This is a genomic window from Streptomyces sp. NPDC028635 (assembly GCF_040637635.1).
GTDB lineage: Bacteria > Actinomycetota > Actinomycetes > Streptomycetales > Streptomycetaceae > Streptomyces.
In genome coordinates this window covers 280,378-303,323 of sequence record NZ_JBEZWX010000005.1, presented here as the reverse complement: position 1 = coordinate 303,323, position 22,946 = coordinate 280,378, and the positions used below count along the sequence as shown (strand labels likewise).

Here is a 22,946-nt window from a genome sequence, read left to right as displayed (position 1 = left end):
GTAACGTGTGGAGTTGACCGGTACTAATAGGCCGAGGGCTTGTCCTCAGTTGCTCGCGTCCACTGTGTTGGTTCTGAAACCACGAACAGCCCCGTCCGGGATTCCGGGTGGTGTGGCATGGTTCGACAGTTTCATAGTGTTTCGGTGGTCATAGCGTAGGGGAAACGCCCGGTTACATTCCGAACCCGGAAGCTAAGCCTTACAGCGCCGATGGTACTGCAGGGGGGACCCTGTGGGAGAGTAGGACGCCGCCGAACAATCTTTGGGAAGGACCCCTGGTCACCAGCGTTCAGCTGGGACCAGGGGTCCTTTCGTTTTTACAATGCTTGTAGTACCGAAGACAGGAGTCACCCATGTCCACCAACTCTCCCGACGACCGTCCGGAGCGCGATCAGCGGCGCCGGGAGGGCGGGGACCGAGGCGACCGTGGTGGCTTCCGCCGCGGCAACGACCGTGACCGTGGCGGCTTCGGCCGCCGGGACGGCGGCGACCGCGGCGGTTTCCGTCGTGACGACCGCCGGGGTGACGACCGCAACGACCGTGGCGAGCGCGGTGACCGTGGGGACCGCGGTGGGTTCCGGCGTGACGACAACCGCGGCGGTTTCGCCCGGCGCGACGACCGGGACCGGGGCCCGCGCCGTGACGACCGCGGCGACCGTCCCGGCTTCCGTCGCGACGATCGCGGAGAGCGCGGCGACCGTCCCGCTTTCCGCCGTGACGACCGCCGTGACGACCGCCGTGACGACCGCCGTGACGACCGTGGTGCGGAGCGGGGTGAGCGCCCCTCGTTCCGTCGTGACGACCGTGGTGGAGAGCGCGGCGACCGTCCGGCCTTCCGTCGTGACGACCGTGGTGGAGAGCGCGGCGACCGTCCGGGCTTCCGTCGTGACGACAACCGCGGTGGTTTCGGCCGACGTGACGACCGGGGCGACCGTGGCGGGTTCCGCCGCGACGACCGGCGTGACGACCGGGACCGTGGCGGTTACGCCCCCCGTGACGACCGGGACCGTGGCGGCTATGGCCGCCGCGACGGTGGCGACCGAGGTGGCGACCGCGGTGGATTCCGGCGTGACGACCGCGGTGGTGACCGTGGCGGCTTCCGCCGTGACGACCGGGGCGACCGTGGCGGGTTCCGCCGCGACGACCGCCGGGATGACCGGCGTGACGACCGCCGCGATGACCGCCGTGACGACCGCGGCGGTGAGCGTCGCTTCGGCGAGCGTCGGGACGACCGTGCCGGCGAGCGGCGTTTCGGGGACCGTGGCGGCGAGCGGACCGGAGAGCGTCGGTTCGGTGACCGTGGTGGGGACCGCGGCGGCGACCGTGGTGGCTTCCGTGGCCGTGACGACCGTGGCGCTCGCGGCCCCCGTCGTGACGACCGCGGTGGCCGGCCGGGCGGCTTCCGGGGACGTGACGACCGTCGGGACGACCGCCGCGATGACCGTCGTGGCGGCGGACGCTTCCGTGACGAGCGCGACCGCGACCGCGAGCCGATCAAGCGGCTGCCGATCCCGCCGGACGTCACCGGTGAGGAGATCGACAAGGACGTACGCCAGGAGCTGCAGAGCCTGCCGAAGACGCTCGCGGACGACGTCGCCAAGAACCTGGTGATGGTCGCGCGGCTCATCGACGAGGACCCCGAGGGTGCCTATGGCTACTCCAGGGTGGCCCTGCGGCTGGCGTCGCGCGTCGCCGCCGTACGGGAGGCCGCGGGCTTCGCGGCGTACGCCAGCCAGAAGTACGCCGAGGCGCTCGGGGAGTTCCGCGCTGCCCGCCGTATGACGGGCAACGTCGACCTGTGGCCCGTGATGGCCGACTGCGAGCGTGGGCTCGGACGGCCGGAGAAGGCCCTGGACATGGCCGGCGCCCCGGAGGTGCACAAGCTCGACAAGGCCGGCCAGGTCGAGATGCGGCTCGTCGCGGCCGGTGCCCGGCGGGACCTGGAGCAGCTGGACGCGGCCATCGTGACGCTGCAGAGCCCCGAGCTGGCCTCCAACTCCATTCAGCCGTGGACCGCGAGGCTGCGTTACGCCTACGCCGACGCGCTGCTGGCGGCCGGCCGCAAGGACGAGGCGCGCGAGTGGTTCGCCAAGGCCGTGGAGGCGGACCGCGACGGCAGCACCGACGCGTCCGACCGGCTCGCCGAGCTGGACGGTGTGGAGTTCGTCGACGCCCTGGACGAGGGCGCGGAGGACACCGAGGTCGCGGCGGACCCGCAGGTCACGCAGGTCGCGGAGGTCGTGGAGACCTCCGAGGCGAAGGACGGCGACGCCGGCTCCGACGAGGACGCCGACCGCGACAACGACTGACGGTCATGACGGCAGAGGGCGGGCCCCGGATTCACCGGGGCCCGCCCTTTCGTCGTTGTGCCCGCCCGCGGCGGTCGGGTGGATCAGAGGTCGAGGGCGCGCAGGACCAGGCCGGAGGCCGGCTTCGGGCCGAAGGACGTCGACTTGCGGGGCATGGTGACGCCCTGGCGGGCGAGGTCGCGGACGACCTCCTCGCGGACCGGGTGCAACAGGACAGCCGTGGAGCCGTCGCGTTCGGCCTTGGTGACGGTGGCGGCCGTGTCGTGGATGTAGGCGATGTGGGCCGGGGAGTCCTCGGGGATGTGCCAGACGTGCTCGAGGAGCGCGGCGTGCAGGACCGTCGCGTCCAGGGTGCGCCAGGCGGCGGGGCGGTCGGCGGGGACCGTGCGGGCCAGGAGGGCCGGGTCGGGCCGGTCCAGGAGGTGGAAGGCGCCGTCACCGGCCAGCAGGAAGGCGTTGCCCGCGCAGGCCGCGTCCGCGAGGGTCTCCAGGGCCTGTGGCAGCGACACCTCCAGGCGCTGCACCCGGAAGTGGCCCTCGACGGCGGCGACCGCGTCCGCGACGGGCAGGCCGTGCAGGAGCCGGTGGATGGCGCGCACCCGCAGCGGGTAGCGGACGGTGTCGACGAGCAGGACCAGACCGTAGTCCCAGGGGCCGGGGGACGGGTGTTCCTCGCGCAGCCGGCGGTAGGTGGCCCAGCGGTGGTGGCCGTCGGCGATCAGTGCCTGGTGGGAGGCCAGGTCGGCCTGGATCGCGGCCAGTTCGGCGGGGTCGGTGACGGCCCACAGGCGGTGGGTGAAGCCGTCCTCGGTGGTCGTCGACAGCAGCGGTGGCTGTTCGGCGGCGCTCTCGACGGCCCGCGTGGTGGCGGCCGTGGGACCGTTGCCGCGGTAGGTCAGCAGCAGCGGTTCGAGGTTGGCGGAGGTCGCGCGCATCAGGGCGGCGCGGTCGGCGACCACGTGCGGCATGACGTCCTCGTGCGGCAGGACCAGGCCGTCGTCCGGGTCGGTCACGCGCAGGGCGCCGATCAGGCCGCGCTGGAGCATGCCGTCGCCGTCGCGCTGTTCGTAGACGTAGAGACAGGGTTCGGGGTCGGCGGTGAGCACGCCCTCGTCGAGCCAGCGGCGCAGGGTGTCGGCGGCCTGCTCGTTGCGGGCGCTCGGCGTTCCGGCCTGGGGCAGGATGAGGCGGACGATGTTGTACGGGTCCGACGACTGAAGGTGGTGCAGGCCGTCGGGGCGGACCACGACGTCGTACGGCGGTGAGGTGACGGCGGCCAGGCTGCCGACCCGCTCCGGGTCGTAGCGCAGACCTCGGAACGGGGTGAGTTCGAGGCCCCGGCGCGCCGTTGCTTCCGAGTGACCTGCTGTGTCCATCCCGGCATCGTACGTGTGTCACCGCTATGCGCGATGATCGGGGGAAAGAGCAGGCGAACCGAGGAGCGATGTGCAATGAGCCGGAGCGTCAGGACGAGGCCCGAGGGCAGTGGGCAGGCCCTGAGCGAGGCGTACGACACGGCGCTGCTCGATCTGGACGGGGTGGTGTACGCGGGCGGGAACGCGATCGCGTACGCCGTGGAGTCGCTGGAGACGGCACGTGCGGGCGGGATGCGTCTCGCGTATGTCACGAACAACGCGCTGCGTACGCCGGACGTCGTCGCGGAGCACCTGACCGAGCTGGGCATACCGACGGGCGCGCAGGACGTCATCACGTCGGCGCAGGCGGTGGCCCGGCTGATCAGCGAGCAGGTGCCGGACGGCGCGCGGGTGCTGGTGATCGGCGGGGAGGGACTGCGGGTGGCGCTGCGTGAACGCGGCCTGGTGCCCGTGGAGTCGGCGGACGACGACCCGGTGGCGGTGGTGCAGGGGTACGGCGGGCCGGATCTGCCGTGGGGCCGGTTCGCCGAGGCGTCCTACGCGGTCGCGCGCGGGGTGCCGTGGTTCGCGTCCAACACCGATCTGACGATCCCGAGCGGGCGCGGCATCGCGCCGGGCAACGGCGCGGCGGTGGAGGTCGTGCGGATCGCGACCGGTGCCGAGCCGCAGGTGGCGGGCAAGCCGCTGCCGCCCATGCACAAGGAGACCATCCTGCGCACGGGGGCGAAGCGGCCGCTGGTGGTGGGGGACCGGCTGGACACGGACATCGAGGGGGCGTTCAACGGCGGTGTCGACTCGCTGCTCGTGCTGACCGGTGTCACCGACGGCGCGCAGCTGCTCGCCGCGCCGCCGCAGCACCGGCCGACGTATGTCGACGCGGATCTGCGCGGGATGCTCACCGGGCAGCCGGAGGTCACCGAGGAGGGTGAGGGTTTCCGGTGCGGCGGGTGGACGGCCCGGGCGGGGGCGGAGGAGCTGGTGCTGAGCGGGGACGGTGAGGCGCTGGAGGGTCTGCGGGCGCTGTGCGCGGCGGCCTGGACGGCGGCCGGGGACGGTGTGTGCGAGCTGGACGGGGGGAAGGCGCTGGCCCGGCTGGGTTTGTGAGCGGGGCGCCGGAATCGTGAGCGGGGCGCCGGGTCGGGGAGACGGCGGCGGACGCGGTGCTACGACCGGGGATCGTGGACCCGAGCGAGGGTAGGCTAACCTAACCTCGTGTTGGTCGACAGTCCTCCCGAACAGCGCGCGGCGACCGCTCCCGCGCCCCCGAGCCGCCGGGCGGTACGCGCCGCCGGGCTGCTGCTCGCCGTGGCGCTCCTGGCGCTCCTCGTCGTGGCGAGCATCGCCGTCGGCGCCAAACAGCTGTCCGTGGGGCAGGTCTGGCACGGCCTGTTCCACGCCACCGGGACGTACGGCGACGTCGTCGTCGACGACCGGCTGGCGCGGACCGTGCTCGGGCTGCTCGCCGGCGCGGCGCTCGGTCTGTCCGGAGCCGTGCTCCAGGCGCTCACCCGCAACCCGCTCGCCGATCCCGGGCTGCTCGGGATCAACGCGGGCGCGTCCGCCGCGGTCGTCACCGCCATCACCTATCTCGGCGTCACCAGCCTGACCGGCTATGTGTGGTTCGCCTTCCTCGGCGCCGCCGTCGTGGGCGCGCTGGTGTGGTTCCTCGGCGGCAGCCGGGGCGCCACACCCGTCCGGCTCGCGCTCGCGGGGACCGCGATCACCGCAGCGCTGTACGGATTCGTACAGGCCGTGATGATCACGGACGACGCGGCGCTCGGCAAGATGCGCTTCTGGACCGTCGGCTCGCTGGGCTCCGCGACCGACGGGACCATCCGGCAGGTGCTGCCGTTCTTCGCGGTCGGCACCCTGCTGGCCCTCTCGCTCGCCCGCCCGCTGAACGCGATGGCCATGGGCGACGACACCGCCACGGCGCTCGGCGCCCACCTCGACCGCACCCGGGGGCTGGCCGTGCTCGCCGCGACCGTGCTGTGCGGGGCGGCCACCGCCGCCTGCGGGCCGATCCTGTTCGTCGGACTGATGGTGCCGCACGTCGTGCGCTCCTTCACCGGACCCGACCTGCGCTGGATCCTGCCGTACGCCACCGTCCTGTCGCCCGTGCTGCTGATCGGCGCCGACGTGCTCGGCCGGATCGCCGCGCGGCCCTCGGAACTCCAGGTCGGTGTCGTCACCGCCGTCCTGGGCGGCCCGGTCTTCATCTTCCTGGTCCGACGGCGAAGGACGGCGCAGCTGTGAGCACGGCAGTGAACAAGACGAGCACGCACCCGCTCGAGGGGCGTGGCCCCCGTGCGCTGCGCACGCCCGGCGGGCTGTCGCTGCGCCTCGACGTGCGCGCGCTCGTGGTCGTCGCCCTGCTGCTGGTGGCCGCGCTCGCCGCGAGCGTCGTGCTGATCGGCACCGGCGACTTCCCGATCCCCGCAGGCGACGTGATCAGGACGCTGCTCGGCGACGGCAACCCGGGCCAGGAGTTCATCGTCCGGGAACTGCGGCTGCCGCGGGTGCTGGTCGGCCTGCTGGTCGGGGCCGCGCTGGGCCTGGGCGGCGCGCTGTTCCAGGCCGTCTCCCGCAACCCGCTGGGCAGCCCGGACGTCCTCGGCCTCGGGCAGGGCTCGACGGCCGGGGCGCTCGTGGTGATCGTCCTGGTCGGCGGCAACACCGCGCAGGTCACCCTCGGCGCGTTGGCCGGCGGCCTGCTGACCGGCCTGGCCATCTATCTGCTCGCCTGGAAGCAGGGCGTGCACGGCTACCGGCTGGTCCTGGTCGGCATCGGCGTCTCCGCCGTGGCCACGGCCGTCAACGGCTACCTCATCACCAAGGCCGACCTGGTCGACGCGGCCCGCGCCATCGTGTGGATGACCGGCTCCCTCAACGGCCGCGGCTGGGAGCAGGTGTGGCCGCTGCTCGCGCTGTGCGCGGTGCTGGTGCCGCTGGTCCTCGCCAACGCCCGGGGCCTGCGGATGATGGAGATGGGCGACGACATGGCCGGTGCCCTCGGGGTGCGGGTCGAACGGGTGCGGATGCTGCTGATGGTGGCGGCCGTCCTGCTCACCGCCACGGCCACGGCCGCCGCCGGCCCCGTCGGCTTCGTCGCCCTCACCGCGCCCCAGCTCGCCCGCCGGCTGACCCGCTCGCCGGGGCCGAACCTCGTGCCGTCACTGTGCATGGGCGCCACCCTCCTGCTCGCCGCCGATCTCGCCTCGCAGCGGCTGTTCGGCGCCGACCAGCTGCCGGTCGGTGTGGTCACCGGCGTGCTCGGCGGGGTCTACCTGCTGTGGCTGCTGGTCACCGAGCGCAAGGCGGGCCGGATGTGAGCGGCACGCCTCAGAACCCCGATAGGAGCACCGTGAACCGCCTGTCCGCCGAGAACGTCACCCTTGCCTACGACCAGCGCGTCATCGCCGAGCAGCTGTCGGTGCAGATCCCCGACCACTCCTTCACGGTGATCGTCGGCCCGAACGCGTGCGGCAAGTCGACCCTGCTGCGGGCGCTGTCCCGGATGCTCAGGCCGAGCCGGGGCCGGGTGCTGCTGGACGGGCAGGTCATCCAGTCGATGCCCGCGAAGAAGGTCGCCCGCACCCTCGGCCTGCTGCCCCAGTCGTCGATCGCGCCCGACGGCATCACGGTCGCCGACCTCGTCGGCCGCGGCCGCTACCCCCACCAGGGCCTGCTGCGGCAGTGGTCCGGCGAGGACGAGCGGGTCGTCCAGGAGTCCATGGCGCAGACCGGGGTCGCCGAACTCGCCGACCGGTACGTCGACGAGCTGTCCGGCGGTCAGCGCCAGCGGGTGTGGATCGCGATGGCGCTCGCCCAGCAGACGCCGCTGCTGCTGCTCGACGAGCCGACGACCTACCTCGACATCCAGCACCAGATCGACGTGCTCGACCTGTGCGCCGAGCTGCACGAGACGCAGGGCCGCACCCTGGTCGCCGTGCTGCACGACCTCAACCACGCCGCCCGGTACGCCACGCACCTGATCGCCCTCAAGGGCGGCGAGGTCATCGCCCAGGGCGCGCCGAAGGACATCGTCACGGCGGAGCTGGTCGAGGAGGTCTTCCAGCTGCGCTGCCAGGTCATCGACGACCCGGAGACGGGCACGCCGCTGGTGGTGCCCGCGGCGCGCACGGCACGCGTGCGGGTGAGGGCTACAGAAGCTTCCTGAGCCGGAACAGGTCCATCAGGCTCGCCTCCAGCTTCACCCGGCCCGAGCCCCAGGCGCGCGCGAAGTTCAGCTCGCCGTTCACCAGGGCCACCAGGTCGTCGCCGGCCATCGCCAGCCGGATCTCGGCGCGCTCCGGCGGCGGCCCCTGAAGGGTGTCGTCCACCCGGATCCGGCCGCCGGTCAGCCGCCCGGCGAACGTGACGTCCAGGTCCTTGATGTGGCAGCTCACCGAACGGTCCAGGGCCGCGGCCTCGCGCACGTCGCCCTCGGCGTGCTGCATGTTGTCCGAAAGTCTGTCGAGTGCGCTACGGCACTCCTCGATCGTGGCCATCGCGCTCGACGGTACCGCAGGGCTTCGAGGTAGCGTCTGGGCATGCACGACACCGTCCCCGACGCCGCGGCGCACGAGGAGGGCCCGGACGAGCCGGCGTACGACCCCGCCGCCCCGGCCCCGCTGAACGCGGACCGCACCCCCACCGGCAACGCCGACGTCGACGCCGCGCTGGACCGGCTCGCCGACGCCGACCACCTCGCCACGGACGGACACCTCGAGGTGTACGAGGATGTACACCGGGGGCTGCGTGACGCGCTCACCGCGCTCGACGCCCGCCCGGGACCTCCGGCTCCCACGCGTCACCCGACCGCCGCCCCTCAATGAGACCCTTCGGGTCACCTCGTGTGATCCGCCGTATGGAAACAGGAGCTGAACGCACCGTGGCAGGAGTCGCACGTCGCCGTCTGGACGCGGAGCTGGTCCGCCGCAAGCTCGCGCGCTCGCGTGAGCACGCCGGCCAGCTGATCGCCGCGGGGCGGGTCACCGTCGGCAAGACCGTCGCGACCAAGTCCGCCACCCAGGTGGAGACCGCCGCGGCGATCGTCGTCACGGCCGACGACAGCGATCCCGACTACGTCTCCCGGGGCGGGCACAAGCTCGCCGGGGCGCTGGCGGCCTTCGTGCCGCAGGGGCTGGTCGTCGAGGGCCGGCGGGCGCTGGACGCCGGCGCGTCCACGGGCGGCTTCACGGATGTGCTGCTGCGGGCCGGGGCCGCGCACGTGGTCGCCGTGGACGTCGGGTACGGGCAGCTCGCCTGGACGCTGCAGAGCGATGAACGCGTCACCGTCAAGGACCGTACGAACGTACGCGAGTTGACGCTGGAGGCGATCGACGGCAAGCCCGTGGATCTGGTCGTGGGGGATCTGTCGTTCATCCCGCTCGGTCTGGTGCTGCCCGCCCTGGTGCGGTGCGTGACGCCGGACGCCGATCTGGTGATGATGGTCAAGCCGCAGTTCGAGGTGGGGAAGGAGCGACTGGGCAGCGGGGGTGTCGTGCGGAGTCCGCAGCTGCGGGCGGAGGCCGTGCGGGGTGTCGCCGAGAAGGCGTGGGAGCTGGGGCTCGGGGTGAAGGGTGTCACCGCGTCCCCGCTGCCCGGGCCGTCCGGCAACGTCGAGTACTTTCTGTGGCTGCGTGCCGGGGCGCCCGCCCTGGACCCGGCCGATGTTGACCGTGCAGTGGCGGAGGGGCCGCGTTGACGCAGAACCGAGCTCGTACTGTTTTCCTGCTCGCCCACACCGGACGGCCGGCGGCCGTGCGCAGTGCCGAGCTCGTGGTCAAGGGCCTGCTGCGGTCCGGTATCGGGGTGCGGGTGCTCGAGGCGGAGGCGGTCGACCTGCCGCTGCCGGACGAGGTGCAGCTGGTCAAGGAGGCGACTCCGCAGTGCCTCGACGGGTGCGAGCTGCTCATCGTCCTCGGCGGTGACGGCACCCTGCTGCGCGGCGCGGAGTTCGCGCGGGCGTCCGGGGTGCCGATGCTCGGCGTCAACCTGGGGCGGGTCGGGTTCCTCGCGGAGGCCGAGCGGGACGACCTGGAGAAGGTCGTCGACCGGGTGGTGGCGCGGTCCTACGAGGTCGAGGAGCGGATGACCGTCGACGTCGTCGTGCACCGCAACGGCGACATCGTGCACACCGACTGGGCACTGAACGAGGCGGCCGTGCAGAAGGTGTCCGCCGAGCGGATGCTCGAGGTCGTGCTGGAGATCGACGGGCGGCCGGTGACCGGGTTCGGGTGCGACGGGATCGTGTGCGCGACGCCCACCGGGTCGACGGCGTACGCGTTCTCGGCTGGCGGCCCGGTGGTGTGGCCGGAGGTCGAGGCGCTGCTGATGGTGCCGATCTCGGCGCACGCGCTGTTCGCCAAGCCGCTCGTGACGGCGCCGGACTCCGTGCTGGCCGTCGAGGTGCTGCCGCACGTCCCTCCGGGAGTGCTGTGGTGCGACGGCCGGCGCACCGTGGAGCTGCCGCCGGGGGCGCGGGTCGAGGTGCGGCGGGGAGCCGTGCCGGTGCGGCTGGCGCGGCTGCACCACGCGAACTTCACCGACCGGCTCGTCGCGAAGTTCGCGCTGCCGGTGTCCGGCTGGCGCGGGGCGCCGCACTAGCCGGCGCCGGGCCGGCCGAACGGCGGGTCCTCCCTCGCGTGGGTGACAAAGGCGGGGCGGTCGCAATCGCCCTGCCGGACCTCGTATGGTCTTGTGCGTGCTGGAAGAGATGCGGATACGGTCGCTCGGTGTCATCGACGACGCCGTTGTCGAGCTGTCGCCCGGGTTCACCGCCGTCACCGGCGAGACCGGCGCGGGCAAGACCATGGTGGTCACCAGCCTCGGGCTGCTGCTGGGCGGGCGCGCCGACGCCGCGCTCGTGCGGCTCGGGGCCGAGAAGGCGGTCGTCGAGGGCCGGATCACCGTACCCGCGGACGCCACCGCCGTCGTGCGCGCCGAGGAGGCCGGGGCCGAGCTGGACGACGGCGCGCTGCTGATCAGCCGCACCGTGTCCGCCGAGGGCCGGTCGCGGGCCCACGTGGGCGGGCGGTCGGTACCCGTGGGGCTGCTCGCGGAGCTGGCCGACGACCTGGTGGCCGTGCACGGGCAGACCGACCAGCAGGGGCTGCTGAAGCTGTCCCGGCAGCGCGAGGCGCTCGACCGGTACGCCGGGGACGCGGTCGCCGTGCCGCTGACCAAGTACCGCGAGGCGTACAAGCGGCTGCGGGCCGTGGCCGCCGAACTGGACGAGATCACGACACGCGCGCGTGAGCGGGCCCAGGAGGCCGACCTGCTGCGCTTCGGCCTCGAGGAGATCGCCGCGGTCGAGCCGCGCGCCGGTGAGGACACGGAGCTGGCCGAGGAGGCCGAGCGGCTCGGGCACGCGGAGGCGCTGTCGTCGGCCGCGACGGCCGCGCACGCCGCGCTGGCGGGCAACCCGGAGGACCCCGAGGGCATCGACGCGACCACGCTGGTCGCGGGCGCCCAGCGGGCCCTGGAGGCCGTCCGGTCGCACGATCCGGCGCTGGCCGCGCTCACCGACCGGATCGGCGAGATCGGCATCCTGCTCGGGGACGTCGCCGGGGAGCTGGCGGGGTACGCCGACGACCTGGACGCCGATCCGCTGCGGCTGGCGGCGGTGGAGGAGCGGCGGGCCGCGCTCACCCAGCTGACACGGAAGTACGGCGAGGACGTGAACGCCGTGCTGGCCTGGGCCGAGCGCAGCGCGCAGCGGCTGACCGAACTCGACGGCGACGACGAGCGGATCGAGGAACTGACCGCCGAACGCGACGGGCTGCGCGCCGAACTGGGCGGGCTCGCGCAGGCGCTGAGCGAGGCGCGCACGGAGGCCGCCGAGCGGTTCGCGGCGGCCGTGACCGCGGAACTGGCGTCGCTGGCGATGCCGCACGCGCGCGTGTCCTTCGACATCCGGCAGAGCGACGACGCGGAGGGCGTCGAGGTGCACGGACGCACGGTGGCCTACGGCCCGCACGGCGTCGACGAGGTCGAGCTGCTGCTCGCCCCGCATCCGGGCGCCCCGCCGCGGCCGATCGCCAAGGGGGCCTCCGGCGGTGAGCTGTCCCGGGTGATGCTGGCCGTGGAGGTCGTGTTCGCGGGCACGGACCCGGTGCCGACGTACCTCTTCGACGAGGTCGACGCGGGCGTCGGCGGCAAGGCCGCGGTGGAGATCGGGCGGCGCCTGGCGCGGCTCGCGAAGTCGGCGCAGGTCGTCGTCGTCACACACCTGCCGCAGGTGGCCGCGTTCGCCGACCGGCAGCTGCTGGTGGAGAAGACCAACGACGGCTCGGTGACCCGCTCGGGCGTGAAGGTGCTGGAGGGCGAGGACCGCATCCGCGAGCTGTCCCGGATGCTGGCCGGCCAGGAGGACTCCGAGACGGCCCGCGCCCACGCGGAGGAACTCCTCGCGACGGCCCGCGCGGACGTCTGAGAGGCGCCCGGCCTCGTCGCCGGGCCCTCGCGGCAGCGGGCCTCACCGGTGCCGCCACGGCCGGTCCCCGTGCCGCGGCACGGGGTGACCGGCCGCGTGGGAGGCGGAGCCGTACACCGGGCACACTGCCGGACCGTACGTCAGCCCTGCCGTCCCGGCGTGCTGCTGCCCGGCGTCGTGCCGTGCCGCCGGTCCCGCCGTCCTGCCATCCCGGCGTGCTGCCGTGCCGGCGGTTCCGCCGTCCTGCTGTCCCGTTGTCCTGCTGTCCCGGTGTCGTGCCGTGCCGCCGGTTCCGCCGGGCCTGCCGTTTTGGCGTCCGGCGTCCTGGCGCACGTCCCGCCGTCCCACCGGTCCTGCCGTCGTGCCGGCCGGTGCCGGCCGGGTGCGGTCGTGCCACGTCGGTGTCGTGGTGTGGCGGGGGTGTGCGGGGCGTGCGTGCGGTGCGTCCGGGCTGTCCTGGCGGCCCCGGAGGCGGGGCCCCGGGCGGCCGGAACGCTGGGGCGCCGGGCGCCGGGCGCCGGGCGCCGGGCGCCGGGCGCCGGGGCCCCGGGCCGCTGGGCCGCCGGGGCCGCGGGCGGCCGGAACGCCGGGCAGCCGGGATGCTGGGGTGCCGTTACCCCGGGCGGTCGGAACGCCGGGCCGCTGGGCCGCCGGGCGGCGGGGGCCCGGGCCGCTGGGCCGCTGGGGCGGCGGGCCGCCGGAACGCTGGGCCGCCGAGCCGCCGAGCCGCCGAGCCGCCGAGCCGCCGAGCCGCCGAGCCGCCGGACCGCCGGATCGCTGGGCCCCGGGTCGCTGGGCCGCTGGGGCGCTGGGGCGCTGGGGCGGCGGGGTCCCGGGCCGCCGGGCCGCCGGAACGCTGGGCCGCCGAGTCGCCGAGTCGCCGAGTCGCCGAGTCGCCGAGCCGCCAGACCGCCGGACCGCCGGACCGCCGGACCGCTGGGCCCCGGGTCGCCGGGCCGCTGGGGCGGCGGGGCCCCGGGCCGCCGGAACGCTGGGCCGCTGGAACGCTGGAACGCTGGAACGCTGGAACGCTGGAACGCCGGTACGCCGGTACGCCGGTACGCCGGTACGCCGGTACGCCGGTACGCCGGTACGCCGGTACGCAGGGCCGCTGGGGCGGCGGGGCCGCCGGGCCGCCGGGCCGCCAGGCCTCCGGCCCGCCGGGGCGCTGGTGCGTCGGGCGGCGGGGCCCCGGGACGTCGGTTCCGCCGGAGGCTGTCGGTGAGGCGGTGGGTTCACTCGTGTGGGTGACGTGGGGAGGGGGTCTGTGCGACGTCGGGAGGGCGCTCGTGGGTCGGCGTGCGCCCCCGAAGTTCCCGGAACGCCCGTACGTGCTGGCATTCTTGGCGTCAGTGGCGGAGGAAACGGTGTGCTCCACCCCCTTCGCGCGATCGTTCTGTACGTTCTCTTCGTGACCGTCCCACGCCGAACCAGGAGCCCGGCCACGTGACCCCCGCGAGCAGCCTGTCACCGCACGGCCGGCCGCCGCTGCGCACCGTGCAGGTGCTCGGCGGAGGCAACGCCGGGAGCAGCGCCCATGTGCGCTCGCTGGCCGCCGGGCTCGTCGCACGGGGCGTGAAGGTCACCGTGTGCGCCCCCTACGAGGCCGATCACGCCTACGACTTCACCGGCGCCGGTGCCGACCACGTGGCCGTCCCGCGCAGCAGCGACCCGGTGTCCGTGGCCGCGCTGCGGGCGGCCTGCGCCAACGCCGACCTGGTGCACGCGCACGGGCTGCACGCCTCCTTCCGGGCCGTGCTCGCGCTCAGCGGGCGCCGTACCCCGCTCATCGTCACCTGGCACGACCGCGCGCACGCCGAGGGGCCGCGCGCCCAGCTGCTGCGGCTGCTGGAGCGGCGGGTGGCCAGGACCGCGGCCGTGGTGCTCGGGACCAGCTCCGTCCTGGTGGACGTCGCCCGCCGCACCGGTGCCCGGGACGCCCGCCTGGCCGCGGTCTCGGCGCCGCGGCCGCGCACCGCAGCCGAGGACGAGGAGGCGGAGCGCCGGCTGCCCAAGGTACGGGCCGAACTCGGCGCCATCGGCCGCCCGTTGCTGCTGGCGGTCGGCTCCCTGGAACGCCACCGCGGATACGACCTCCTGCTGGACGCCTCGCGTGAGTGGCGCTCCCCGGACCCGGTGCCACTGGTCGCGATCGCCGGGGAGGGGCCGCTGCGGGCAGAGCTGCAGCGCCGTATCGAGGGCGAAGGGCTGCCGGTGCGGCTGCTCGGGCGCCGCGACGACGTCGGCGAGCTGCTCGCCGCCGCGGATCTCGCGCTGCTGCCCAGCCGCTGGGAGTCACGGTCCGTCCTCGCCCAGGAGGCGCTCCACGCGCGCGTACCGCTCGTGGCGACCGATGTCGGCGGCATCCGCGAACTCGTCGGCGACGCCGCCGAACTGGTGCCGTACGGCGACCCCGCGGCGCTCGCCTCACGCGTGGTCGCCCTGCTCGACGACCCGGGCCGCCGCGACGAACTGCGGCGCAAGGGCGCCCGGCAGGCGGCCACCTGGCCCTCGGAGGACGAGACGGTCGCTCAAGTGCTCAGTGTCTACGACGAGTTGACCAAGCCGTCGCCCTGGCTGTAGGCCCCCGCTGCGGCAGTGGCGTCCGGTCGCACCTACGGCACGTGCCGGCGGGCCCGCAGGGCCAGGCTCAGGGCCAGGACCGTCTGGGGGTCGTCGAGGTCCGTGCCGAGGAGTTCGCCGATGCGGGCGAGCCGGTTGTAGAGGGTCTGGCGGTTCAGGTGCAGTTCGCGGGCCGTTTCCGCCTTGCGGCCGGCGTGCGCCAGGTAGGTCTCCAGGGTCGGCAGCAGCGGGGGGCGCGAGCGGCTGTCGTGGTCGCGCAGGGGGCCGATCGCGCGGTCCACGAAGGCCTCGAGGTCCGGATGGTCGCGCAGCCGCCACAGCAGCAGGTCGATGTCCAGCCGGCGGGCGTCGTACCAGGGGCGGTCCGTGAGGCCCTGCGCCGCAGTCGCCGTCTCCGCCGCGTGCCGCAGGCCCGCCGAGGCGGCCGCCCAGCCGCCGGCGACCCCGACCACCACGACCGGCGGCTGGGCGCCCGGCCGCTGCATGCCGGCCCGCTCCACACCCGCCCGCAGGGCCGCCGCGGCCCGGTCGGCGACCGCCGCGCGCTCCGGCTCCGAGCGCAGGCCCAACAGGACCAGCACGCGGCCCTCCACGGGACGTACGCCGATCAGCACCGGCACGCCCACCGCCGCCAGCTCCTCCGAGACCGCGCGGGCCAGCACCGCCCAGCCACCGCCGGGGGAGAGGGCGTCGCCGAGCCGCATCACCACGGGCAGCAGGGGACCGGTGCCCGGTTTGAAGCCGAGGACGCGGGCCTGGGCCGGGGCGTCCTCGGCGGTGATCCGGCCCTCGGCGAGGTCGGTGAGGAAGTCGCCGCGCCCGCGCGCGGCCAGCTCCTCCTCCTGACGGGCCTGCATCAGCACCACCGCGAGGATGCCCGCGGCCCGCTCACCGGCGATCCGGTGCACGGGCGCCAGCGGTGAGCGCACCGGCAGCAGCACCAGCCGTGCCCGCACCGAGCCGGTCCCCGGGCCGCCGCCGGGGACGTCCACCAGCACCGAACCCGACGGCGGCGGCGCATCCTTGTGCGGGCCGCGCAGCCCCTCCCACACCTGGAGCGGATCGGTGCCTTCCGGTCCGGCTCCGGCGGCGTACAGCAGCCGGCCGTCGGCCGTCTCGAGGAAGACGGGGTTGTCGCTGAAGTCGGCGAGGATGCCGAGGACCTGGGGCACTCCGCCGCCGCCCAGCAGGGCCTGGGTGCAGCGCCGGTGCACCTCCTCCGCCCGCTGCAGCAGCGCGTAGTGGCCGTTGACGATCTCGGTGTGGATCTCCTCGGTGACCGTCACGAACGGCACCTCGCGGTGCAGTTGGACCAGCGGCAGCCCCGCCGCCCGCGCCGTCTCCACCAGGGGTGCGGGCAGCCGGGCGAAGCGCGGGCCCAGCTCCACCACCAGCGCCGCGATGCCGCGTTCGGCCAGGGTGCGCACGAACGCCCGCTGCTCGGCCGGGCGGGTGCCGACGCCGTAGCCCGTGGTCAGCAGCAGTTCGCCGCCCTTGAGCAGGGAGGCGATGTTGGGCACCTCGCCCGCGTGCACCCAGCGCACGGTGCGCCCCAGCCGGTCGGCGCCCGCGAGCACCTCGGGCAGCCCGCTGCGCAGGCCGGGCAGCTCCAGTGCCCGCTGCACGGTGATCCCGGTGCCCTGGGTGTCGAATCGGTGGTCGGTGCGGCTGTCCATGCAGCGGACGCTACCCGGGCGCGTGTTGCGGCGACATCTCCGGGCGGTCACAGGGACGATCACCGCCGCCCCTGGCGCGACACAGCGTCGCCCCGGACGCCCCAGAGCGTGACCGCCTGTCTGTTGTGGCCTGCGTCACGTCGCCGCCACACTGACGCATCCGTAGGTAAACCGCTACGTGATCTTCGGATTCCGTTGTGATTGCACGGTGAGAGGGGCGGGAATGGCAGAAACTCCCACGCGAGAGGTGCATCGCCTCAAAGCGAATTCCGTAGGACTGGTGGGTGTGGTGTTCATGGCGGTGGCCACCGCCGCACCCATCACCGCGATGACCGGCAACCTGCCCATCGCGGTCGGCTACGGCAACGGCACCGGCGCACCGGCCGGCTATCTGTTCGCCACGCTCGTGCTGACGGTCTTCTCCGTCGGCTACGTCGCGATGGCCCGCCGGATCACCGCGGCCGGCGCCTTCTACGGCTACATCTCGCACGGCCTGGGCCGGATCGCCGGCCTGGCCTCCGGGATGCTCGCGGTCCTCGCGTACATCGTCTTCGAGGCGTCCATCGTCGGCGTCTTCTCCTACTTCGCGAAGACCACCGTCCACGACCAGCTCGGTGTCGACCTGCCCTGGATCGTCTACGCCGCCGCCATGCTGCTGGTCACGGCCGTTCTCGCGTACTTCGACATCAACCTCACCGCCAAGGCGCTCGGCGTGATGCTGATCGCGGAGATCGCCGTCCTCTTCGCGGTCGCCACCGCCGTACTCCTGCACGGCGGCGGACCCGACGGCATCCCCGTCGAACCCGTCAACCCCAAGAACGCCTTCACCGGCGCCTCCGCCGGGCTCGGCCTGTTCTTCGCCTTCTGGTCCTGGGTCGGCTTCGAGTCGACGGCGATGTACGGCGAGGAGTCCCGCGACCCCAAGCGGGTCATCCCGCGTGCGACGCTCATCTCCGTCGTCGGCGTCGGCCTGTTCTACATCTACGTCTCCTGGATGACCATCGCCGGCAACGGACTGGACGGCGCGGTCAAGCTCTCCGCCGGGGCCAGTCCGCTCGACCTCTTCTTCGCCCCCGCCCACACCTTCATCGGCGCCTGGGCGGTCGACGCCTTCCAGTGGCTGCTGATCACCGGCTCGTTCGCCTGCGGCATGGCCTTCCACCAGTGCGCCGCGCGCTACCTGTACGCCATCGGCCGCGAGGGGTTCCTGCACCCGGCCCTCGGCCGCACCCACCCCCGGCACGGCTCGCCGTACTTCGCCTCCTTCGTGCAGTCCGTCATCGCCGTCGCCCTCGTCGGCGCGTTCTGGGCGACCGGACAGGACCCGTACATCCACCTGTACACGCTGCTCGCGATCCTCGGCACGATGGCCATCCTCATCGTGCAGACCCTGTGCTCCTTCGCCGTCATCGGCTACTTCCGCAAGAACCACCCCGAGGACCGGCACTGGTTCCGCACCTTCACCGCGCCCCTGCTCGGCGGGATCGGCATGACCGCCGTGGTGGTGCTGCTCGTGGTCAACATGGACACCGCGGCCGGTACGGCCGCCGGCTCGCTCTTCTTCAAGGCCATTCCGTGGATCGTCGGGCTGGTCTTCTTCGGCGGCCTCGGCCTCGGCCTGTATCTGCGGGCCCGCCGGCCGGAACGCTACGAGATCATCGGCCGGATCGTCCTGGAGGACGCAACCGAGCGCACGGACAGCGACATCGAGGAAGCCCCCGCCAACGCCTGAGGAGCCGCACCGTGTCCCGTACGCAGCTGATGCACGCCCTGAGCTCCCTCACCGCCGACCACGCCGCCGCCCACCGGCTCGGCGTCCCCGTCGCCGAGGCACGGCAGATCCGCCGCCGCAGCGTCCTCAAGGGCGCCCTCGCCACCGCCGCGGTGACCGCGGTGGCGGCCCCGGCCAGAGCCGCCGCCGCCTCCGCACCGCGCATCGCCGTCGTGGGCGCCGGCATCGCCGGGCTGACCGCCGCGCTCACCCTGCGCGACGCCGGATACGCCTGCACCCTGTACGAGGCCAACCCCGACCGGGTCGGCGGGCGCATGTACTCCCAGCGCGACCACTGGGCCTGGGGGCAGACCTCCGAGATCGGCGGCGAACTGATCGACACCGGCCACAAGAAGATCCAGGAACTGTGCCGCCGCTTCTCCCTGCCCCTGGAGGACTTCCTCGGCGGCGGCCCCAACGGCGCCGAGGAGGTCTTCTGGTTCGACGGCGCCTACTACCCGCGCGACCAGGCCGACGAGGACTTCAAGGCCGTCTACCAGGCCCTGCACACCGACCTCCAGGCCGCCGGAGAGGTCAAGTGGAACCAGACCACCGCCGCCGGCACCGCCCTGGACACCATGTCCCTGTACGACTGGATCGAGTCCCGGGTGCCCGGCGGCCACGCCTCCCGGCTGGGACAGCTCTTCGACGTCGCCTACAACGTCGAGTACGGCGCCGACACCACCGACCAGTCCTCGCTCTCCCTGGTGCTGCTGATGGGCTACCAGACCAATCCGGGCGACTTCAACATCTGGGGCCTGTCCGACGAGCGCTACCACATCGTCGGCGGCAACGACCGACTCCCGCACGCCATCGCCGACTTCCTGCCCGCGGGGACGATCCGGCAGGGCTGGTCGCTGCAGGCGGTACGCGCCAACGCCGACGGCACGCAGACGCTGACCTTCAGCGAGGCCGGCAGCACCCGCACCGTCACCGCCGACCACACCGTGCTGTGCGTACCGCTGCCGATCCTGCAACGGCTCGATCTGAGCCGGGCCGGCTTCGACACCCGGATGACCGGCCTGCTGCGCGACGCCCGCATGGGGGCCTGCACCAAGCTCAACATGCAGTTCTCCAGCCGGCCCTGGCGCGGCACCGGCCCCTGGCCGGGCGTGTCCGCGGGCGAGTGCTTCACCGACGGCCGGGTGCAGCAGACCTGGGACACCACCAAGGTCCAGCCCGGCACCGGCGGCATCCTCATCCAGTACGGCGGCGGCAGCCTCGCCAGGTCGCTGACCCCGGCCGGACCGTTCTCGTACGAGAGCGACCCCTATGTGAAGAGCCTCGCCGGGAAGTACCTCAAGGACATCGACGCCGTCTTCCCCGGCACCTCGGGCGCGTGGACCGGCCGCGCGCAACTGTCCGCGTGGCACCTCAACCCGTACTCCTACGGCGCCTACTCCTACTGGCCGGTGGGCTATCTGCACCGGTACGCGGGCTACGAGGGGACCGCGCAGGGCAACATCCACATCGGCGGCGAGCACTGCTCCTACGACTTCCAGGGCTACATGGAGGGCGGCGCGACGGAGGGAGAGCGGGCGGCGCGCGAGGTGATCGCCGCACTGGGTTAGATGCGTGTGCATCGGGTAGCGGCGCCCGCATGGACTTCAGTGTGGTTGCCGTGGCACGCGAGGACGACAGCCCGGTCGACGAGCCGCCGCGCATCGCGGCGCTCGCCGACCGGCTCGGCTACCGGGAGGTATGGGTCGGCGAGGGGCCGACCTGGGACGCGTTCGTGCTGGCCACCGCGATCGGTGCGGCGACACGCCGGGTCGCGCTGACGGCGGGTCCGGTGCCGGTGTCCGTGCGGGACGCGTACACCATCGCCCGGGGCGCGGCCGGCACCGCCGCCGTGACCGGTGGCCGGGCGGTGGGCGTGGCGATCGGCACCGCCAGCAAACGCGTCGTCGAGGGGGTGCACAGGCGGCCCCGGACCCGGCCGGCGGCCGCGCTGGAGGAGTCGGCGGCGGCACTGCGCCACCTGCTGCACGCGGTGCCCGGCGAGCCGGTCACGCCCGGCAGCCCCTTCCGCCGCCGCCTCGCCCCACCCGGCGGCCCGCTGACCGTGGCGGCCTTCGGGGACCGGGCGATCGGCATCGCCGCGGCGCACGCCGACCGGATGCTGCTCGACCTGGTCACCCCGGAACAGGTGCGGGTGCTGCGCGGCAAGCTGGACGCGGCGGCGGACAAGGCGGGCCGTACGCCGCCGCGGCTCGCTGCCTGGCTGCCCGCGGCGGTCGATCCCTCTCCGGAGGCGGTACGGCAGGTGCTGGGCAGCATCGCCGGATACCTGACGGTGCCGGGCTACAGCGACATGGTCCGGGCGGCCGGGTTCGGCGAGGCGGTGGACCTGGCTGCCTCGGGCGCGGACCGCCGGACCCTGGTCGAGGCCCTGCCACCCGAGGCCGCGTCCGCGGTCGGCCTGGTCGGCGGCCTCGAGACGATCCAGGCCCGCATCGACGCGTACGCCGAAGCGGGCCTGGACGAGATCGCTCTGGTACCGGCCACGGAGGGGGACCCGGGAGGGGAGCGGACACTCACGGCACTGGCGGACTGACGTCCGGCACCGCGCCCCGGAAGGGGCGCGGGGAACTGCGCGACCGGCCACAACGAGCCCGCAGCCGCCGACGGCCTCGCCGGCACTACCCCCCGTACGCGCCCGACGCGGTTAGCCGCAGGGCCGTGTCGATCAACGGCACATGGCTGAAGGCCTGCGGGAAATTCCCCACCTGCCGCTTCAGCCGCGGGTCCCATTCCTCCGCCAGCAGGCCCAGGTCATTGCGCAGGGAGAGCAGCTTCTCGAACAGCTTGCGGGCCTCGTCCACGCGGCCGATCATCGCCAGGTCGTCGGCCATCCAGAAGGAACACGCGAGGAAGGCGCCCTCGTCGCCCGGAAGCCCGTCGACGCCCTCGTGCTCGCCCTCGGTGGGGTAGCGCAGGATGAACCCGTCCGGCGTGGACAGCTCCCGCTGGATCGCCTCGATCGTGCCGATCACGCGCTTGTCGTCCGGCGGCAGGAAGCCCATCTGGGGGATCAGCAGCAGAGAGGCGTCCAGCTCCCGCGAGCCGTAGGACTGCGTGAAGGTGTTGCGCTCCTTGTCGTAACCCTTCTCGCACACCTCGCGGTGGATCTCCTCGCGCAGCTCCCGCCAGCGCTCCAGCGGGCCGTCGGCCTCGCCGGACTCCAGCAGCTTGATCGTGCGGTCGACGGCGACCCAGGCCATCACCTTGGAGTGCACGAAGTGCCGGCGCGGCCCGCGCACCTCCCAGATGCCCTCGTCCGGCTCCTGCCAGTGCTTCTCCAGGTAGCTGATCAGCTTCAGCTGGAGCAGCGAGGCGTAGTCGTTGCGGGCCAGGCCCGTCATATGGGCCAGGTGCAACGCCTCGGTGACCTCGCCGTACACGTCCAGCTGGAGCTGGTGCGCGGCGCCGTTGCCGACCCGCACCGGCGCGGACTTCTCGTAGCCCGGCAGCCAGTCGAGCTCCGCCTCGCCCAGCTCGCGCTCGCCCGCGATGCCGTACATGATCTGCAGGTTCTCGGGGTCGCCGGCCACCGCCCGCAGCAGCCACTCGCGCCAGGCGCGGGCCTCCTCGCGGTAGCCGGTGCGCAGCAGCGAGGACAGGGTGATCGCCGCGTCGCGCAGCCAGGTGTAGCGGTAGTCCCAGTTGCGCACGCCGCCGATGTCCTCCGGCAGGGACGTGGTGGGCGCCGCGACGATGCCGCCCGTGGGGGCGTACGTCAGCGCCTTGAGCGTGATCAGCGAGCGGACCACGGCCTCCCGGTAGGGGCCGTGGTACGTGCACTGCTCGACCCACTCGCGCCAGAAGTCCTCCGTCGCGACCAGCGACTGCTCGGGCTCCGGCAGCGGCGGCGGCTCCTTGTGCGAGGGCTGCCACGAGATGGTGAACGCGATCCGGTCACCGGGTGCGACCGTGAAGTCCGAGAACGTCGTCAGCGACTTGCCGTAGGTCTCGACCTCCGTGTCGTACCAGACCGAGTCCGGGCCGGCCACGGCCACCGTGCGGCCCTCGTGCTTGTGCACCCACGGCACGACCCGGCCGTAGGAGAAGCGCATCCGCAGCGCCGAGCGCATCGGGACACGGCCCGAGACGCCCTCGACGATCCGGATCAGCTGCGGGGCGCCGTCACGCGGGGGCATGAAATCGGTCACGCGGACCGTGCCGCGTGGGGTGTCCCACTCCGATTCGAGGATCAGCGAGTCGCCGCGGTAGCTGCGCCGGGCGGCTGTCGGAGGCTGCTGGTCGGGCCCGTGGGCCGGGCCGAGCCGCCAGTACCCGTGCTCCTCGGTACCCAGCAGGCCGGCGAAGATGGCATGCGAGTCGAAGCGCGGCAGGCAGAGCCAGTCCACCGTGCCGTCACGGCAGACCAGCGCCGCTGTCTGCATGTCTCCGATGAGTGCGTAGTCTTCGATGCGCCCGGCCACGTGCAACTCCAGTCGAACGGCCACGTCACCCCGCGTGCGGGGCTGTCGCTAGTGCGGTCAAGGGGTCGTTGTTGTGCGTCGTTGAGCGGTGAAGCAAAGCAGCCGCTCAACCGCGATGGCAAAACGGCAATCTCTGCTCAACGAACTGACGAGCTCTCGTTGTTCCGGTGATGTACGGGCTGTGTGGCGCCTGGTACCCGGCCGGGCTCGGCAGCGAGTGTCCGAGCAGGATACGACGCACGTAGATGATCCGCGTGCCCCTCCGGGCAACGGGCATCCACCGAACGAGTGAGCATCGGGTGAGAAAGACGTGACGGATGCCTGCTGGGTGGCGACGCGTGCGCGG

Annotated in this window: 17 protein-coding genes, 1 rRNA gene and 1 pseudogene; 15 read left to right on the top strand and 4 right to left on the bottom strand. The window is 73.6% G+C overall.

Annotated elements, in window-relative coordinates:
• Positions 1–140: 140 nt before the first annotated feature.
• The 3 genes and pseudogenes from rrf (at position 141) to AB0E88_RS08525 (ending at position 2,309) form a co-directional block, all read left to right on the top strand.
• Positions 141–257: ribosomal RNA gene (gene rrf / locus AB0E88_RS08535) — 5S ribosomal RNA — on the top strand.
• 126 nt (positions 258–383) lie between these two features.
• Positions 384–923: pseudogene (locus AB0E88_RS08530) on the top strand (tetratricopeptide repeat protein); the annotation flags it as partial.
• Between the two features lie 579 nt (positions 924–1,502).
• Complete coding sequence (locus AB0E88_RS08525) at positions 1,503–2,309, top strand: hypothetical protein (protein WP_361625968.1); 807 nt, start codon at positions 1,503–1,505, stop codon at positions 2,307–2,309.
• Between the two features lie 83 nt (positions 2,310–2,392).
• On the opposite strand, the gene AB0E88_RS08520 is transcribed toward AB0E88_RS08525, so the two are convergent.
• Positions 2,393–3,685, bottom strand: a complete 1,293-nt coding sequence (locus AB0E88_RS08520; protein WP_361625938.1) for a DUF1015 domain-containing protein — start codon at positions 3,683–3,685, stop codon at positions 2,393–2,395.
• A gap of 75 nt (positions 3,686–3,760) precedes the next feature.
• Here AB0E88_RS08520 and AB0E88_RS08515 point away from each other — a divergent pair, with 75 nt between their 5' ends.
• From AB0E88_RS08515 to AB0E88_RS08500, 4 genes are all read left to right on the top strand, one after another.
• Positions 3,761–4,789, top strand: a complete 1,029-nt coding sequence (locus AB0E88_RS08515) for an HAD hydrolase-like protein (protein WP_361625935.1) — start codon at positions 3,761–3,763, stop codon at positions 4,787–4,789.
• A 108-nt stretch (positions 4,790–4,897) separates the two neighbouring features.
• On the top strand, positions 4,898–5,941 hold the full coding sequence (locus tag AB0E88_RS08510; RefSeq protein ID WP_361625932.1) for an iron chelate uptake ABC transporter family permease subunit: 1,044 nt from the start codon (positions 4,898–4,900) through the stop codon (positions 5,939–5,941).
• Positions 5,938–7,017, top strand: a complete 1,080-nt coding sequence (locus AB0E88_RS08505; RefSeq protein ID WP_361625929.1) for an iron chelate uptake ABC transporter family permease subunit — start codon at positions 5,938–5,940, stop codon at positions 7,015–7,017. The genes AB0E88_RS08510 and AB0E88_RS08505 overlap by 4 nt, the downstream gene beginning before the upstream one ends.
• Positions 7,014–7,865 carry an ABC transporter ATP-binding protein gene (locus tag AB0E88_RS08500; RefSeq protein WP_361625926.1) on the top strand — a complete coding sequence of 284 codons (852 nt, stop codon included), beginning with the start codon at positions 7,014–7,016 and terminating at the stop codon, positions 7,863–7,865. Before AB0E88_RS08505 ends, AB0E88_RS08500 begins: the two co-directional genes overlap by 4 nt.
• Here the strand turns inward: AB0E88_RS08500 and AB0E88_RS08495 are convergent.
• Entirely contained in the window at positions 7,849–8,196 is a 348-nt protein-coding gene (locus tag AB0E88_RS08495) for an SCP2 sterol-binding domain-containing protein (RefSeq protein ID WP_361625923.1), read from the bottom strand. The two genes, AB0E88_RS08500 and AB0E88_RS08495, sit on opposite strands and share 17 nt — an antisense overlap.
• A 42-nt stretch (positions 8,197–8,238) precedes the next feature.
• Between AB0E88_RS08495 and AB0E88_RS08490 the strand changes: the two genes are divergently transcribed.
• From AB0E88_RS08490 to AB0E88_RS08470, 5 genes are all read left to right on the top strand, one after another.
• A complete protein-coding gene (locus tag AB0E88_RS08490) occupies positions 8,239–8,523 on the top strand; it encodes a hypothetical protein (protein WP_361625920.1) in 285 nt (94 codons plus the stop codon).
• Between the two features lie 56 nt (positions 8,524–8,579).
• Positions 8,580–9,395, top strand: coding sequence for a TlyA family RNA methyltransferase (locus AB0E88_RS08485; RefSeq protein ID WP_361625917.1), 816 nt, complete (start codon positions 8,580–8,582; stop codon positions 9,393–9,395).
• Positions 9,392–10,297 carry an NAD kinase gene (locus AB0E88_RS08480; protein WP_361625914.1) on the top strand — a complete coding sequence of 302 codons (906 nt, stop codon included), beginning with the start codon at positions 9,392–9,394 and terminating at the stop codon, positions 10,295–10,297. Before AB0E88_RS08485 ends, AB0E88_RS08480 begins: the two co-directional genes overlap by 4 nt.
• 85 nt (positions 10,298–10,382) lie before the next feature.
• Positions 10,383–12,125, top strand: a complete 1,743-nt coding sequence (gene recN / locus AB0E88_RS08475) for a DNA repair protein RecN (protein WP_361625911.1) — start codon at positions 10,383–10,385, stop codon at positions 12,123–12,125.
• Between the two features lie 1,446 nt (positions 12,126–13,571).
• Complete coding sequence (locus AB0E88_RS08470; protein WP_361625908.1) at positions 13,572–14,708, top strand: glycosyltransferase family 4 protein; 1,137 nt, start codon at positions 13,572–13,574, stop codon at positions 14,706–14,708.
• Positions 14,709–14,740: 32 nt separating this feature from the next.
• Here the strand turns inward: AB0E88_RS08470 and AB0E88_RS08465 are convergent, their stop codons facing one another.
• Positions 14,741–16,384 (bottom strand): PucR family transcriptional regulator, encoded by a 1,644-nt coding sequence (locus AB0E88_RS08465; protein WP_361625905.1) that lies wholly within the window; start codon positions 16,382–16,384, stop codon positions 14,741–14,743.
• Between the two features lie 223 nt (positions 16,385–16,607).
• Here AB0E88_RS08465 and AB0E88_RS08460 point away from each other — a divergent pair, with 223 nt between their 5' ends.
• From AB0E88_RS08460 to AB0E88_RS08450, 3 genes are read left to right on the top strand one after another with little or no spacing between them, the layout of a single operon-like run.
• Positions 16,608–18,116, top strand: coding sequence for an APC family permease (locus tag AB0E88_RS08460; protein WP_361625902.1), 1,509 nt, complete (start codon positions 16,608–16,610; stop codon positions 18,114–18,116).
• 11 nt (positions 18,117–18,127) lie between these two features.
• Complete coding sequence (locus AB0E88_RS08455; RefSeq protein ID WP_361625899.1) at positions 18,128–19,726, top strand: NAD(P)/FAD-dependent oxidoreductase; 1,599 nt, start codon at positions 18,128–18,130, stop codon at positions 19,724–19,726.
• Between the two features lie 29 nt (positions 19,727–19,755).
• Complete coding sequence (locus AB0E88_RS08450) at positions 19,756–20,712, top strand: LLM class F420-dependent oxidoreductase (protein ID WP_361625896.1); 957 nt, start codon at positions 19,756–19,758, stop codon at positions 20,710–20,712.
• A gap of 85 nt (positions 20,713–20,797) precedes the next feature.
• Here the strand turns inward: AB0E88_RS08450 and AB0E88_RS08445 are convergent, their stop codons facing one another.
• Positions 20,798–22,600 carry a glycoside hydrolase family 15 protein gene (locus tag AB0E88_RS08445; RefSeq protein ID WP_361625965.1) on the bottom strand — a complete coding sequence of 601 codons (1,803 nt, stop codon included), beginning with the start codon at positions 22,598–22,600 and terminating at the stop codon, positions 20,798–20,800.
• Between the last annotated feature and the right edge of the window lie 346 nt (positions 22,601–22,946).